The following is a 14,886-nucleotide window of genomic DNA, read 5'->3' as shown; positions in this document are numbered from 1 at the left end:
CACGCGCTCGGCGTATCCGCTCGAATTCATCCCGAACGCCTCCCGCACCGGCCGCGCCCCGCAGCCGAAGAACGTGGTGATGCTCGCCGCCGACGCCTTTGGCGTGCTGCCGCCGATCGCCAAGCTCTCGCCGGCGCAGGCGATGTATCACTTCCTGTCGGGCTACACCGCCAAGGTCGCGGGCACCGAGCGTGGTCTCGGCAATGAGCCGCAGCCGGAATTCTCGACCTGCTTCGGTTCGCCCTTCCTGCCGCTCGATCCCTCGGTCTACGGCAACATGCTGCGCGACCTGATCGCCCAGCACAATGTCGACTGCTGGTTGGTCAACACCGGCTGGACCGGCGGCAAGTACGGCACCGGCTCGCGCATGCCGATCAAGGTGACGCGCGCGCTGCTGACCGCTGCGCTCGACGGCTCGCTTCGCAACGTCGAATTCCGCACCGACAAATATTTCGGCTTCGCGGTCCCGACCGCGCTGCCGGGCGTGCCGAGCGAGATCCTCAACCCGGTCAACACCTGGAAGGACAAGGACGAGTTCGACAAGACCGCCCGCGCGCTCGTCGGCATGTTCCAGAAGAACTTTGCCAAGTTCGAAGCCCAGGTCGACGCCGAGGTCCGCGCCGCTGCACCGGACGTGAAGCTCGCGGCGGAGTAAGCTTGCGTCGTTTGAAATTCGAAAGGGCGGCCGCGAGGCCGCCCTATTGCTTTTCGAGATGTCTCTCCACCGTCATTGCGAGCGCAGCGAAGCAATCCAGAATCCCTCCGCGGAAACAGTCTGGATTGCTTCGCTGCGCTCGCAATGACGAACTTGCGGAAGCAGCTACACCTTGAAATAGGCGATCTGCGTGCTCGTCGCGAGCAGTCTTCCGTTCGGCGACCACAGCTCGGCGTTCTGGTCGGCGTAGCTCTTGTGCATGATCTTCGAATCGGCGGTCGCCAGCACGCGCGTGATGTCGTCGGCGGCGAGCTCTTCGCTGTCAGTGTGGAAATACGTCGTCAGCGACACCGTGCCGAACGGCACAAGTTCGCGCCGCGCGTGGAAGATGCGGCCGAAGAAGGCGTCCGACATCGACATCAGCGAAGGCATGTCGAGCTTGCGCGGCTCGCGATCGCTGATCCAGAGCTTTGAGTAAGTGCTGGCAAGCTCGGGCTTGGGCGGCCCGATCCGCATCTCGCCCTCGACGAAGCGGAATTCGTACTGGTTAGCCCAGGACGCCGCGATCTTCGGGAACGGCATCGTCTCTTCGAACGGCTTAGCATCGGGATATTGCGCCACTCTGTGCTCCCAGGACGACCGGCGTTCGGCGAATACGGCGGTGGCGAGCGTTGCGACCTCGCCGCCGCCTTGGGACAGTTCGACGCTCCAGTGCTGGCTGGAGCGATTGGCCTTCACCAGCCGCACGTCCAGATCGAACGGTCCCTTCGCGATCGGCGCACAGTAATTGACGGTGAGCGCCAGCGGGTCGCCGGCACGTTCCGGATGCTCGATCAGCGCACGCAGGATAGTCGCGGCCGTAACGCCGCCGAACGGGCCGACAAAGGCCCAATAGTCGTCGCTGGTGTGCCCCTGCCAGCTGGAGTCACCGGCGGTGACGCGGGTGGCGTCGTCGAAAGGGTGCGGGAGCTTGGCGTGCATTGTTCGATCCGGCGTTCAATGACGGACGTCATATCACGTCCGCCGCCGGCTTGTGCAATTACCTCGTGAGTAACCGATTTCACGTCGCGGAAATTCAGCCCGCAACGTCGCGCAAGGTCGGCAGCAACGGCGTGGTCGGATTCACCGGCACGTTCCAGATCTCCTCGGCATATTCGCGAATGGTGCGGTCGGAGGAGAACCACGCCATGCGCGCGACGTTGAGGATCGAGGCGCGGGTCCAGGCCGGCGCCACCTGCCAGCGCGCATCGACGCTGCGCTGCGCCTCGTAATAGGAATCGAAATCGGCGCTGACCATGTAGTGGTCGAGATAGCGCAGCGCGTGCGCGATCGATTCGAAGCGGCCGGGATCGCCGGGCGAGAATTCGCCGGCGCCGATCGCATTGATGGCGCGCTGGAGCTTGGGCGAATTGCGGATCACGTCGGAGGCGTCCAACCCCTGCTTGCGCCGGATCATCACATCGCCGGCTTCCATGCCGAAGATCGCGATGTTCTCCGCGCCGACATGGTCGCGGATCTCGATGTTGGCGCCGTCGAGCGTGCCGATCGTGAGGGCGCCGTTCAGCGACAGTTTCATGTTGCCGGTGCCGGAGGCTTCCATGCCGGCCGTCGAGATCTGCTCGGACAGGTCGGCGGCGGGAATGATCACCTCGGCGAGGCTGACATTGTAGTCGGGCAGGAAGACGACCTTGAGCTTGCCGCCGATCGCGGGATCGTTGTTGACGACTTCCGCGACGTCGTTGATCAGCTTGATGATCAACTTGGCGTAGCGGTAGCTCGCCGCCGCCTTGCCCGCGAAGATCTTCACCCGCGGCACCCAGTTGCCGTTGGGGTCGTCCTTGATCGCCTGGTACAGCGCCACGGTCTCGATGACGTTGAGAAGCTGGCGCTTGTATTCGTGGATGCGCTTGATCTGCACGTCGAACAGCGCGCTCGGATCGACCTTGATGCCGAGCCGCTCGCCGATCAGGCGCGCCAGCGCCGTCTTGTTGTGAAGCTTGACTGCGCGGAACCTCTTCTGGAATTCGACGTCGCTGGCGCGGGCCTCGATCAGGCTGAGCTGCGTCGGATCATCGAGCACGGCATCGCCGCAGGTCTCGTGCAACAGATCTGTCAGTTTGGGGTTCGCCAGCATCAGCCAGCGGCGGAAGGTGATGCCGTTGGTCTTGTTGGTGATGCGGCCGGGGTAGAGATGGTTGAGGTCATGGAACACGGTCTCGCGCATCAGGTCCGAATGCATCGCCGAGACGCCGTTGATGCGGTGCGAGCCGACGAAGGCGAGCTGGCCCATGCGCACGCGCCGGCCACTCCGCTCGTCGATCAGCGAGACCGAGGCGCGGAAGTCAATGTCGCCGGGGGCGCGCGCCTCTGCGAGCGCGAGGTGCTGCACGTTGATGCGGTAGATGATCTCGAGATGCCGCGGCAACAACCGTTCGAACAGCTCGACCGGCCAGGTCTCCAACGCCTCGGGCAGCAGCGTGTGATTGGTGTAGGACAGCGTGGCGACCGTGATCTTCCAGGCCTCATCCCAGCGGAAATTGTGATCGTCGATCAGGATCCGCATCAGCTCGGTGACGGCCAGGCTCGGATGGGTGTCGTTGAGCTGCACCGCGACCTTGCTCGACAGGCTGCGGAGCTGGCCGTCGGACGCAAGGTGCCGCTTGATCAGGTCCTGCAGCGAAGCCGAGACGAAGAAATATTCCTGGCGCAGGCGCAACTCGCGGCCCGCCGGGCTCTCGTCGTTCGGGTAGAGGAATTTACAAATGGCTTCTGCGCGCGACTGCTCGGCGCTGGCGCTGACATAGTCGCCGGTGTTGAAGGCATCGAGCTTCAACGGATCGGGCGAGCGTGCCGACCACAGCCGCAGCGCGTTGACGTGCTGGCCGCGCCAGCCGACGATCGGCGTGTCATAGGCCATTGCCTGCACGGTCTCGGCCGGATGCCAGATCGCGCGATCGCGACCCTTGTCTTCGACATGCTCGACACCGCCGCCGAAGCGAATGTCGTAGATCACTTCGGGCCGCTGCAATTCCCAGGGGTTGCCGAAGCCGAGCCATTCGTCCGGATATTCCTGCTGCCAGCCCTGATTGATGATCTGACGGAACAGGCCATAATCATAACGGATGCCGTAGCCGATCGCGGGGATCGACAGCGTCGCCATGCTTTCCATGAAGCAGGCGGCAAGACGGCCCAGGCCACCATTGCCGAGCGCCGCGTCCGGCTCGCATTTGCGCAGCTCCGGCAAGGAGACGCCGAGATCGCCGAGCGCGACTTCGAAGATCTTCAATAGCCCCATATTGTTCAGCGCGTCGCTGAAGAGGCGGCCGATCAGGAATTCGAGCGAGAGATAATAGACGCGCTTGCGCCCCGCATCGTAGCTGTGTTTCTCGGCCGTGAGCCAGCGATGCACGATGCGGTCGCGCAGCGCCAGCGCGGCGGCCTGGTACCAGTCGTGCTTGGTCGCCATGCCCGCATCCTTGCCGATGGCAAGGCGCAGCTTCGCCAGTATCGCACCCTTGATCTCAGCCAGCGCGAGTTCGTCGATGGGCTGGTTGGGGGCGGGGAAATTGGGCTGGAACGATGAATCTTGCAAAGTCGTCACTTCCTGGTCGCGAGAACACTACTGACCCTACGCATCTTGCCTCTGTACCGGAACCATTGCTGGTGCGACCGTGCACTGCGTTGGCGTAAAATTATGCAAGGAACGGGCCGATTTGGGAACCCGGACGCATACGGGGAAACGTGGATTTGGTGCTAGAATGGCGGCCAATTCAGCCATCAGTGTGGAGGAGGCGCCCCATGAACTCTCCGATGAAAGCTCTGATGAGACGGCTGATCGAAATCGCCGCCGCCACCTTCCTCGTCGTCTGCATCACCGCGTCCAGCGCCGCCTTCGCCGCCGGCAAGACGGGCCGCAGCGCCGACGGCCTGAGCTGCGCGGTCTCGCTCCCGCAAAACGCCACACCCGCCGCCCGCTGCGCCGCCATCAAGCGCCAATGCGGCGGCAAGTTTTATGCGAGCGCGTGCGGGGATAGGTTGATGTCGGCGATGTGAGGCTGGGTTGGCATCGCCGTTCCACGAAATCTGGGAAGTAATCCACGAAAGCGGTCAGGTGCTGCCCTCGCTTGTACTTGCCGGTCCTGACGGCGACGATATTCGGAAGCATCTGTACGATAAAGCGGCGAAGGTCGATCAAGCAGCTCCGCGATGCGTCCTTCGCTTCGAAGCACAAAGCCACGATGAGGCGATGCAGCTCTATTACCGCCACTATGGCTGGGGACAGTACACTTCTGAATTTGTCGGTGATCGGAAGCCCTATCCTGATGAATGGGCACAACGGCAGCGCCAGAACAAATTAAGAACACTTTAGCAAGTCTTTGATATATCATTGTGATTCGTCGCGTTGCCGACACAATATCTAGCGTCTGACAGACTTCGCGAGGACTACATGTCCACCATTGCCTTCGATCAATTTGCCCTCACCAGGATCGCCGATTTCGCGCGCTCGCTGTCGCGGCTGCATCAGGCGGCGCGGCGCTACGCGGTCGACGACGACCAGTTCGACCGCGAGTTCAACGCGGTGTGCCAGTCGATCTGGGGCTACACCATCGACGATGTCAGCGACGATCTGTTCTCGGCCGAGGACCATCTGTTCTTGGACACGCTGGACGAAGCGCATGCGCGCATCTTCGCCGCCGAGCAGGGGTATGACCTCGTCGACGATCAGGGCATGCTCACTGATTGGTGGGGTTTTTGCTGGATGATCCTGGCCGAGAAGCGCGGCCTGCTCACGGCAGACAACCGCGCCGCCGCGCGCGCGGCGATCGAGGAGAAATATCTGGCGGCGCCGAATGTGATCGGCGTGATCATCGGACGGTAACTCACCATCCTCCGTCATTGCGAGGAGCTCTTGCGACGAAGCAATCCAGAGTGCCTCCACGGAGGCAGACTGGATTGCTTCGCTTCCGCCTTCGCTCTTCGAGCTTCGGCGGACAAGTCGCTCGCAATGACGGCTTGGCTACAGACCAGCCTGAGCTACTCCAGCCCCGCCCGCTTCGCCGGCTTCTGCGTTTTCGGCACCGTCACGTCGGGGAGCGTCTCGCGCACGATCTCCGCGGCCGGGCTATCCGCCGCCACGGTCTCGGCGCGCACCGGCGCCACCTTCATCTCGCCGAGCCGCGCGCGGACCTGCGCGGTGAGACCGGGATAGGAGGCGACCGGGGTGAAGTCCGCGGCCTGGTCGTTGCCGACGCGGATGCCGGTATAGGCGACGAGGCCGTCGCTGGTGGCGATCACGTCGCCGGGTTTCAGCGACGAGTCCAGCGCCAGATCGACCGGAGCGAGGCCGACCGGCTCGCGGCCGTTGCAGGTGCAGTCGGCGCGCAGCGCCTTGCGATAGGCGAACGCGTTCTCGCTATCGGCGTAGCGCTCGCCGGTCTGCGACGCGGCGCCGTCGATCGAGGAGCCGAAATAGATCTTGGTCGCGCTTGCAGGACAGAAGGCCTGACACATCTGCGCGGGCGAGGTGAGGCCGCGCATCAGGGGAAAATATTTGCCGTCGCAGCTGCGCACGCAGAACGCCGGTCCCGAGCCGCCGGCCGCGGCCGCACGTGTCGGCGGCACGTATTGCGGGCTTGCGGCATTCTGCTGGCCGGTGAAGGGGTCGGCGTAGGAGTTCGCCTGCTGCGGCACCTCACGCTGCGGCCGCTGCTGCTGCTGCATTCCGCCGAAGAAGAAGTCGAACAGGCCTTCGGCCGAAACCGGGGCCGGAGCCGCAAGCAGCGGTGCTGCCAATGTGGCGGCTGCGAGTATCGCGCGACGCCACCGGCGCGCATGGGACATGACTGTACGCAAACGCTTACTCCACCCAACGCTACCCAACCGGCCGGGACCCTCAGGTCTCAGCACATGATTCACCATAAGGCGGGATGGTAAATGAGCGGTTGAGGGGGAGCGGTGTCGCCGGACGAGGTGGACCTCGTCATGGGCGGGCTTGTCCCGGCCATCCACGATCTCTGGTGCGGCAAAGACGTGGATGCCCGAGTCAAGCCCGGGCACGACGGCGGAGAAAGTCTAGCCGCTTACGCTTTCAAGAACTCCGACGCCTTGTACAGCGAGCGGAATGGCAGGCCGGCCGCGCCAAAGGTGTCGTCGGCGCCTTCCTCGCGGTCGACCATCGTCAGCACCAGCACCACTTCAGCGCCGGTCTCGCGCACCGCCTCCACCGCCTTCATCGCCGATCCGCCGGTGGTGGTGACGTCCTCGACGATCACGACGCGCTTGCCCTCCAGCGTCTCGCCCCTGGGCAACCCCTCGATCGCGAGCTTCGCGCCATGCTCCTTCGGCTTCTTGCGCACGAAGAAGGCCGCGATGGGATGGCCCTTGATCCAGGAGATCTGCGCCAGCGCGCCGGCCAGCGGCACCGCGCCCATCTCGAGCCCGCCGATGAAATCGAGCTGGTCGTCCTTCAGCGCCTCATAGGTCAGCTCGGCGAGCAGCGTCGCACCCTCCGGGTCGAGCATGGTCGGCTTGAGGTTGAAGTAGAAGTCGCTCTTGCGGCCCGACGCGAGCGTCACCTCGCCGCGGCCGAAGGAGCGCCGGCGGATGATCTCGAACAGGCGGGCGCGGGAGGCTGATTTAGACACGGCGGGCCCTCGGGAGCATTTTTGGAGGTGGCGGAAGTTATCCGCGACGGCCCCGACATTCCAGAGGGGGCTTCCCCCGTCAACAGGGATCGGCCATCCCGGGCCGCCGGTTGTGGGGGTGCAACGTTCTGGGGTAGGTGGATGCCGGATATCTCGGGCAAGAAAACCCGCGAGAAGGCTGGGCAAGGACACGCGACAAATGACCATCGAGCTGCACACCTGGAACACGCCGAACGGCCGCAAGATCTCGGTTGCGCTGGAGGAAATGGGGCTGCCCTACAAGGTGATCCCGGTGAATATCAGCAAGGGCGAACAGATGGCGCCGGAGTTCCTGAAGCTCTCGCCCAACAACAAGATTCCCGCGATCCTCGACCCCGAGGGGCCGGACGGCAAGCCCGTCAGCATCTTCGAGTCGGGTGCGATCCTGCTGTATCTCGGCGAAAAGACCGGCAAATTCCTGCCGAAATCGCTTTCGGGCCGCATCCCCGTCTACGAATGGCTGATGTGGCAGATGGGCGGCTTCGGGCCGATGCCGGGCCAGGTGCACCATTTCATCGTGCTCGAGAACGAGCAGGAGCGCGCCTACGGCCTCAAGCGCTACATGGCGGAGACGCGACGGCTCTACGGCGTCCTCGACCGCCGGCTGGAGGCCCGCGATTTCGTCGCCGGCGAGCTATCAGTTGCCGATTTTGCCATCCTGGGCTGGGCCTGGCGTCACCCTCGCCACAAGGTTGACCTGGCCGACTTCCCCCACGTCAAGCGCTGGTACGAGGCCCTGATGGCCCGTCCGGCGGTGAAGCGGGGCATGGAGGCGAAGCTGGATTGAGGGTGGCTCTTCTCCCTCTCCCCGTTCTTACGGGGAGAGGTGAAAATCACACCTTCCGCGCCTCGACCGCCATCCGCACCGCAAGCCCGGCCAGCACCGTGCCCATCAGCCAGCGCTGGACCAGCATCCAGCTTGGCCGGCTTGCGAGAAACAGCGCGATCGATCCTGCCGCGAGCGCGATCATGGCATTCACGCTGACACTGATCGCGATCTGGATCGCGCCGAGCACCACCGACTGCGCCAGCACGCTGCCGGCGGCGGGGTCGATGAACTGCGGCAGCAGCGCGAGGTAAAGCATCGCGATCTTCGGGTTGAGCAGATTGGTGACGAACCCCATTGCGAACAGTTTGCGCGGGCTGTCGATCGCAAGCTGCTTGACCTGGAATGGCGAGCGACCGCCCGGCTTTACCGCCTGCCAGGCCAGCCACAGCAAATAACCGGCGCCGGCGAAGCGCAACGCGTCATAGGCAAAGGGAACGGCGAGCAGCAGCGCCGTGATGCCGAACGCCGCGCACAGCATGTAGAACACGAAGCCGAGCGCCACGCCGCCGAGCGAGACGATGCCCGCCGCCGGCCCTTGCGTGATCGAACGCGAGATCAGGTAGATCATGTTCGGCCCGGGCGTGAGCACGAGGCCGAGGCAGACGAGAGCGAAGCCGAGCAGGGCGGATGTGTGGGGCATGGCTGAACCGGTGCGGGAGACGGCACGATTCTAATGTGCGGGCGATCGCGCCGCCATCGCGCAATTGCTCGGAGGACAATTCAGCTTGTGCGTGTCCCTCCAGCGTCGTCCCGGCCTAGTGCGCAATTGCGCACTAGGCCGGGACGACACTGTAAGTTCGGAAGAGCGAAGCGAAGACGTAGCTTCAATGCGCCTCGTCCCAATTGTTGGCGGCGCGTGCATCGACATGCAGCGGCACCGAGAGCAGCACGGCCGGGAACGGCGCGTCCTGCATGACGTGCTGCACGACGGGCAGCGTCGCCTCGACCTCCGCGTCCGGCACCTCGAAGATCAGTTCGTCATGTACCTGGAGCAGCATCTGCGCCGAGAGCTTCTTCTCGGCCAGTGCAGCCTCCATCCGCGTCATGGCGCGGCGGATGATGTCGGCGGCGGTGCCCTGGAGCCGGGCGTTGATCGCGGCGCGCTCGTTGAAGGCGCGCACCGAGGCGTTCGAAGCCTTGATGTCGGGATAGTACATCTTCCGTCCGAACAGCGTCGTGACATAGCCGCGGCTCCGACAAAAGTCGCGCGTCTCGTCCATGTAGGCGCGGATGCCGGGGAAGCGCTCGAAGTATTTCTTGATGTAGGCGGAGGCCTCTTCGCGCGCGATGCCGAGCTGGTTGGCGAGGCCGAATGCCGAAATGCCGTAGATGATGCCGAAATTGATCGCCTTGGCACGGCGCCTGATTTCGCTCGGCATACCCTTGATCGGCACGCCGAACATTTCCGATGCCGTCATGGCGTGAATGTCGAGACTGTCGCGGAACGCCTGCTGCAGCACGGGAATGTCGGCGATCTCGGCGAGCAGCCGCAGCTCGATCTGCGAGTAGTCGGCGGAGACCAGCTTGTGCCCCGGCGTCGCGATGAAGGCGCGGCGGATTTTTCTGCCGTCCTCGGTGCGCACCGGAATGTTCTGCAGATTTGGCTCGTTCGACGACAGCCGGCCCGTCGTGGTCGCGGCGAGCGCGTAGGTCGTGTGGACGCGGTGAGTCTGGGGATTCACATAGGTCGGCAGCGCGTCGGTGTAGGTCGATTTCAGCTTGGAGACCTGGCGCCACTCCAGAATTTTCTTCGGGAGGTCGTGGCCCTGCTCGGCGAGCTCGTCGAGCACCTGAGCGGTGGTGGACCACGCGCCGGTCTTGGTCTTGGTGCCGCCGGACAGTCCCATCTTGCCGAACAGGATGTCGCCGATCTGCTTCGGGCTGCCGACATTGACGGGCTCGCCCGCGATCTGCTGGATCTCGGCCTCGACGCGCGCCGCGGTCTGGGCGAAGTCGCCGGAGAGACGCGACAGCACCTGGCGGTCGATCGAGATGCCGCGCCGCTCCATGCGCGCGAGCACCGAGACCAGAGGCCGTTCCAGCGTCTCGTAAACCGTGGTCATGTGCTCGGCGACGAGGCGCGGCTTCAGCACGCGCCAGACGCGCAAGGTGATGTCGGCGCCTTCCGCCGACAGCGCCGCGGCCTTGTCGATCGGCACCTGGTCGAACGTGATCTTGCCCTTGCCGCTGCCGAGCAGCTCGTTCTCCTTGAGCATGGCGTGACCGAACCAGCGCTCGGACAGCTGCTCCAGCGCATGCGAGCCGCGGCCGGCGTCGAGCACGTAGGAGATCAGCTGGGCATCATCGGTGTTGCGCAATGTGATGCCGTGCTGCGCCAGCATCACCGCGGTGAATTTGACGTCGAAGCCGATCTTGAGAATGCCTGGTGATTCCAGTACCGGCCGCAGCGCCTCGATCGCCTCGGCATGCTTGACCTGGTCGGGCGCGAGGCCCGCGTCGAACAGCCCGGCGCCGCCGCCGGACTGCTTGTGCGCCAGCGGCACGTAGCAGGCCTCGTTCGGCGCCAGCGCCATCGCGATACCGCAGAGATCGGCCTGCATCGGATCGATCGAGTTTGCCCGGATCTCGACCGCGACATGGCCGGCATCATGGATGCGCGCGATGAACGCGTTCAGTTCCGCGAGCGTCTTGACGGCCTGGTACTTGCTGCGGTCGACCGGGAGCTTCCGCAAAGCCTCTTCGCGCGCGGCGGCGAGAGAGATCGGCGCGCCCTTCGGGCTCGCGGCCTTGTCCTCCTTGGTCGCCGATGCATTGCGCTGGCCCACTGGCACTTGCGCCGGCGCGCCGGTTCCCGGGGCCGGCACGACGTCCGAAGGCGGCAGCGGCGAGAAGACGCTGGCGCCGCTGGAATAGCCCGGATCGGCATCGACGTTGGCCGGATCAATCTGCGAGAACTCGGCGACGCGGCGCGTCAGCGTGGAAAATTCCATCGCCTTCAGGAACGCGATCAGCTTGCGCGCATCGGGCTCGTGGACGGCGAGATCGTCCAACGGGACGTCGAGGTCGACCTTGTCGTCGAGCAATACGAGCTGCCGCGAGATGCGCGCCTTCTCGGCGTTCTCGATCAGCGCCTCGCGCCGCTTCGGCTGTTTGATTTCGGTGGCGCGGAATAGCAGTTGCTCGAGATCGCCATATTCGACGATCAGCTGCGCCGCAGTCTTGATGCCGATGCCGGGCACGCCAGGAACGTTGTCGGTGGAATCGCCGGCCAGGGCCTGCACTTCCACCACCTTCTCCGGCGGCACGCCAAACTTCTCGATCACCTCGGGGATGCCGATGCGGCGGTCCTTCATGGTGTCGTACATGGTGACGCAATCGGTGACGAGCTGCATCAGGTCCTTGTCGGAGGACACGATCGTCGCGCTCGCGCCGCGCTCGCAGGCTTGCCGCACATAGGTCGCAATCAGATCGTCGGCCTCGAAGCCGACTTGTTCCAGGCAAGGCAGGTCGAAGGCGCGTACCGCTTCGCGGATCAGCGCGAATTGCGGGATCAAATCGTCCGGGGCCGGCTGCCGGTGTGCCTTGTACTCAGGATAGATCTTGTTGCGGAAGGTGATTTCCGACTTGTCGAAGATGATCGCCAGATGCGTCGGCCGGTTGTCCTCCGGCATCTCCCGCAAAAGCTTCCACAGCATGTTGCAGAAGCCGAGCACGGCATTGACCTGCAAGCCGTCGGACTTGCGGTTCATCGGCGGCAGCGCATGGTAGGCGCGGAAGATGTAGCCGGAACCGTCGACCAGGAAGACATGGTCGCCCTTGCCGGCCGCCTTCGCGGCGACGGGCTTGGCAGCAGCTGTCGCGGCAGCGGGCTTGGTTTCGGCGGCCTTGGGCGCGGCAGCCTTGGTGTCAGCTTGGGCGGTGGTCTTCGGGGAGCTCTTGGGCATGGCCGCAATGTATGAATTTTTGCGGGATTTGACAGCCTCGGGAGGTGGATTTTTGGCTTGCTGGAGCCGCTATCCCCACTGTCATTTCCCGCATCCCCCGCTGTCATTCCCCGCGAAGGCGGGGAATCCAGTACGCTGCGACTTATCCGTATACGACTGCTGCCTCTGGAATACTGGATCCCCGCCTTTGCGGGGATGACAGCAGAGTATCACTCCGCCGCCTGCAATCGCGGCCCTGTTTTCTTCGGCGCGATCCAGAACGCATCAGGCCGCTCGAACAGGAAATTGCCACCTAGGCGCAGTGCGATCTGCCAGACCGCGAGCGAGCCGATCACGCCGGCGATGGTCACGATCAACGACACCGCACCGATGTCGGGAATGATGCCCGTGCGCAAGAGCAGCGTTCGTGTCGCCGCCATCGGCAGGAAGAAGGCGAGATAGATCACGATCGAATGCTCGCCGCAGAAGCGGAAGACGTTCAGCCATTGCACGCGCGCGAGCAGCGTGCCCATCGTGATGATGGCGCAGGCGCCGGCGAAGCCGAGCACGAGCGATACGAATTTCCACTCGCTGGCGCCGAGCATAACCAGACCGCCATTGACCAGCGTCCAGGTCGCGAGCGCTGCCAGCGCCCACGCAGGATGATTGCGCGCGCGGTCCGACAGCGCGAACACGTAGGGCGCGAACAGATAACCCGAATAGAAATAGACGAAACGCGCGCAGAACTCGTCGATCGCAGTCCAGCCGGTTGCGACACGAGCCGTCTCCAGTGCGGCCGCGATCAGCCAGATCGCGAGCGGCGGGATGCGCCGTGTCAATTTTGTGATGACGAAGAAGATCGGCAGGAGGTAGATGAACCACAGCGTGCCGAACGGCTCGACGAAGGATTCCAGATACAGCAAGCCGGCGTCGCGCCAGCTCGTTTCCGCTGCGAAGGCGGGGGCCTTGAAGCCGAACTGGATTGTCACCCAGACGACATAGAAATAGGCGAAATGCACCACCTTGCGGTCGAGATAGGTTCGCCAGTCTCGGTCGATCACCAGTGGCAGGAACAGGCCCGAAATCAGGAAGAAATCCGGCATCCGGAACGGCTTTGCGAAGGCCACCAAAACATGCATGAAGCCGGTCTCACCGGCGGCGAGCTCGACCCCCAGCACCGAATGCATCATCACGACCATGACGATGCAGATGCCCTTGGCGTAATCGATCCAATCGACACGCGCAGCAGCCGGGGCCTTGAGTCCCCCGCTCGCGGCGATTGTGCCTGATGGTGCCATGGTGTCTCTTTTCGAGGCGTGTTCCGCCAGGATCTGTGTGAACGCGGAGCAGTTTGGCGCCTTGCGGCTTACGATTTCTTAACCGGTACAATTGCCGTGCCGTTTTTTGCACGCGGGCTGTTCCCTCACCACGGGAAAATGCTAAACCGCCTTGGAATTGCGGTTTCGTTAACCAAGCCAAACAGGGTTTTTCATGCGCATTGCTATGATCGGCACGGGCTATGTGGGACTGGTGTCCGGGGCCTGCTTTGCGGATTTCGGTCACGACGTCATCTGCGTCGACAAGGACGAGAAGAAGATCGCGGCCCTTCATCGCGGCGAGATCCCGATCTACGAGCCCGGGCTTGAGGAACTGGTTGCGACCAACGTCAAGGCGAAGCGGCTGGAGTTCACCACCGATTTGTCCAAGCCGGTCGCGGATGCCGATGCCGTCTTCATCGCGGTCGGCACGCCGTCGCGCCGCGGCGACGGCCACGCCGATCTGTCCTATGTCTATGCCGCCGCGAAAGAGATCGCGCAATCGCTGTCCGGCTTCACCGTCGTCGTGACCAAATCGACCGTTCCGGTCGGCACCGGCGACGAGGTCGAGCGCATCATCCGCGAGACCAATCCCAAGGCCGACGTGGTCGTTGCCTCGAACCCCGAATTCCTGCGCGAGGGCGCGGCGATCCGCGACTTCAAATTCCCCGACCGCATCGTCGTCGGCACCTCCGACGAGCGCGGTCGCAAGGTGATGAGCGACATCTATCGGCCGCTGTCGCTGAACCAGGCGCCGCTGATGTTCACGGAGCGCCGCACCGCCGAGATGATCAAATACGCCGCCAACGCGTTTCTCGCGACCAAGATCACCTTCATCAACGAGATCGCGGACCTCTCCGAAAAGGTCGGCGCCAACGTGCAGGAGGTCGCGCGCGGCATTGGCCTGGACAACCGCATCGGCACCAAATTCCTGCATGCCGGCCCCGGCTTCGGCGGCTCGTGCTTTCCGAAGGACACCAAGGCGCTGATCAAGATCGCCCAGGACTACGACGTGAGCTTGCGCATTGTCGAATCCGTGCTCGCGGTCAACGAGAACCGCAAGCGGGCGATGGCGCGAAAAGTGAGCCAGGCGCTCGGCGGCTCGCTGCGCGGCAAGACCATCGCCGTGCTCGGCCTCACCTTCAAGCCCGACACCGACGACATGCGCGATGCGCCGTCGATCCCGCTGGTCACCGGCCTGATCGACATGGGCGCGAAGGTGAAGGCCTTCGATCCCGTCGGCATGGAGCAGGCGAAGGGCGAGCTGCCCAGCATCACCTATTGCGAGGATGCCTATTCCTGCGCGGAAGGCGCCGATGCGATCGTGATCGTCACCGAGTGGGTGCAGTTCCGGGCGCTCGATCTCGATCGGCTGAAGGCGACCATGGCGCAGCCCGTCATCGTCGACCTCCGCAACATCTACCGCCCCGAAGAAATGGCTGCGGCTGGCTTCGTGTATGAGAGCGTCGGACGGCCATCGGTGCAGGGCTGATAACGGCAAATGATTGTCATACCCCGC

Annotated in this window: 13 protein-coding genes; 6 read left to right on the top strand and 7 right to left on the bottom strand. The window is 64.0% G+C overall.

What is annotated here, in order from left to right; all coding sequences use genetic code 11:
• On the top strand, nt 1–655 hold a 655-nt coding region (locus IVB48_RS34555; protein WP_247407289.1), incomplete at its 5' end, for a phosphoenolpyruvate carboxykinase (ATP).
• Nucleotides 656–820: 165 nt separating this feature from the next.
• On the opposite strand, the gene IVB48_RS34550 is transcribed toward IVB48_RS34555, so the two are convergent.
• Together IVB48_RS34550 and IVB48_RS34545 are read right to left on the bottom strand one after the other, a co-directional pair.
• The gene (locus IVB48_RS34550) at nt 821–1,636 is read right to left on the bottom strand and encodes a thioesterase family protein (protein ID WP_247407286.1); all 816 of its coding nucleotides are present in this window, start codon (nt 1,634–1,636) and stop codon (nt 821–823) included.
• A 94-nt stretch (nt 1,637–1,730) separates the two neighbouring features.
• Nucleotides 1,731–4,247 (bottom strand): glycogen/starch/alpha-glucan phosphorylase, encoded by a 2,517-nt coding sequence (locus tag IVB48_RS34545; protein ID WP_247407320.1) that lies wholly within the window; start codon nt 4,245–4,247, stop codon nt 1,731–1,733.
• 230 nt (nt 4,248–4,477) lie between these two features.
• Here IVB48_RS34545 and IVB48_RS34540 point away from each other — a divergent pair, with 230 nt between their 5' ends.
• From IVB48_RS34540 to IVB48_RS34530, 3 genes are all read left to right on the top strand, one after another.
• Nucleotides 4,478–4,708: a hypothetical protein gene (locus tag IVB48_RS34540; RefSeq protein ID WP_245287726.1), complete on the top strand. Its 231-nt coding sequence runs from the start codon at nt 4,478–4,480 to the stop codon at nt 4,706–4,708.
• Between the two features lie 7 nt (nt 4,709–4,715).
• Entirely contained in the window at nt 4,716–5,024 is a 309-nt protein-coding gene (locus IVB48_RS34535; protein ID WP_247407282.1) for a hypothetical protein, read from the top strand.
• Between the two features lie 78 nt (nt 5,025–5,102).
• Nucleotides 5,103–5,534 carry a hypothetical protein gene (locus IVB48_RS34530; RefSeq protein WP_027514353.1) on the top strand — a complete coding sequence of 144 codons (432 nt, stop codon included), beginning with the start codon at nt 5,103–5,105 and terminating at the stop codon, nt 5,532–5,534.
• Between the two features lie 155 nt (nt 5,535–5,689).
• Here the strand turns inward: IVB48_RS34530 and IVB48_RS34525 are convergent, their stop codons facing one another.
• Together IVB48_RS34525 and pyrE are read right to left on the bottom strand one after the other, a co-directional pair.
• Nucleotides 5,690–6,496 (bottom strand): DUF2865 domain-containing protein, encoded by an 807-nt coding sequence (locus IVB48_RS34525; RefSeq protein WP_247407318.1) that lies wholly within the window; start codon nt 6,494–6,496, stop codon nt 5,690–5,692.
• Between the two features lie 239 nt (nt 6,497–6,735).
• Nucleotides 6,736–7,299, bottom strand: coding sequence for an orotate phosphoribosyltransferase (gene pyrE, locus IVB48_RS34520; protein ID WP_018460046.1), 564 nt, complete (start codon nt 7,297–7,299; stop codon nt 6,736–6,738).
• Between the two features lie 199 nt (nt 7,300–7,498).
• Here pyrE and IVB48_RS34515 point away from each other — a divergent pair, with 199 nt between their 5' ends.
• Complete coding sequence (locus IVB48_RS34515) at nt 7,499–8,125, top strand: glutathione S-transferase family protein (RefSeq protein WP_247407278.1); 627 nt, start codon at nt 7,499–7,501, stop codon at nt 8,123–8,125.
• 46 nt (nt 8,126–8,171) lie between these two features.
• On the opposite strand, the gene IVB48_RS34510 is transcribed toward IVB48_RS34515, so the two are convergent.
• The 3 genes from IVB48_RS34510 to IVB48_RS34500 form a co-directional block, all read right to left on the bottom strand.
• A complete protein-coding gene (locus IVB48_RS34510) occupies nt 8,172–8,807 on the bottom strand; it encodes a LysE family translocator (protein ID WP_027565817.1) in 636 nt (211 codons plus the stop codon).
• Between the two features lie 184 nt (nt 8,808–8,991).
• Complete coding sequence (gene polA / locus IVB48_RS34505) at nt 8,992–12,072, bottom strand: DNA polymerase I (protein ID WP_247407274.1); 3,081 nt, start codon at nt 12,070–12,072, stop codon at nt 8,992–8,994.
• Between the two features lie 209 nt (nt 12,073–12,281).
• Nucleotides 12,282–13,349: an acyltransferase family protein gene (locus IVB48_RS34500; RefSeq protein WP_247407262.1), complete on the bottom strand. Its 1,068-nt coding sequence runs from the start codon at nt 13,347–13,349 to the stop codon at nt 12,282–12,284.
• Between the two features lie 193 nt (nt 13,350–13,542).
• Between IVB48_RS34500 and IVB48_RS34495 the strand changes: the two genes are divergently transcribed.
• Nucleotides 13,543–14,859, top strand: coding sequence for a UDP-glucose/GDP-mannose dehydrogenase family protein (locus IVB48_RS34495; protein ID WP_247407261.1), 1,317 nt, complete (start codon nt 13,543–13,545; stop codon nt 14,857–14,859).
• The last annotated feature ends 27 nt before the right edge of the window (nt 14,860–14,886 follow it).

The sequence above is a fragment of the Bradyrhizobium sp. 76 genome (assembly GCF_023073025.1).
Classification (GTDB): domain Bacteria; phylum Pseudomonadota; class Alphaproteobacteria; order Rhizobiales; family Xanthobacteraceae; genus Bradyrhizobium.
The sequence above is the reverse complement of the archived record's forward strand: the minus strand, read 5'-3'. Positions and strand labels throughout refer to the sequence as shown.

Coding starts and splice junctions, on each gene's coding strand:
- IVB48_RS34510 (WP_027565817.1), bottom strand. CDS start 8,807: ATGCCCCACACATCCGCCCTGCTCGGCTTCGCTCTCGTCTGCCTCGGC.
- IVB48_RS34525 (WP_247407318.1), bottom strand. CDS start 6,496: ATGTCCCATGCGCGCCGGTGGCGTCGCGCGATACTCGCAGCCGCCACA.
- IVB48_RS34540 (WP_245287726.1), top strand. CDS start 4,478: ATGAGACGGCTGATCGAAATCGCCGCCGCCACCTTCCTCGTCGTCTGC.
- IVB48_RS34495 (WP_247407261.1), top strand. CDS start 13,543: ATGCGCATTGCTATGATCGGCACGGGCTATGTGGGACTGGTGTCCGGG.
- IVB48_RS34530 (WP_027514353.1), top strand. CDS start 5,103: ATGTCCACCATTGCCTTCGATCAATTTGCCCTCACCAGGATCGCCGAT.
- polA (WP_247407274.1), bottom strand. CDS start 12,072: ATGCCCAAGAGCTCCCCGAAGACCACCGCCCAAGCTGACACCAAGGCT.
- IVB48_RS34550 (WP_247407286.1), bottom strand. CDS start 1,636: ATGCACGCCAAGCTCCCGCACCCTTTCGACGACGCCACCCGCGTCACC.
- IVB48_RS34500 (WP_247407262.1), bottom strand. CDS start 13,349: ATGGCACCATCAGGCACAATCGCCGCGAGCGGGGGACTCAAGGCCCCG.
- IVB48_RS34515 (WP_247407278.1), top strand. CDS start 7,499: ATGACCATCGAGCTGCACACCTGGAACACGCCGAACGGCCGCAAGATC.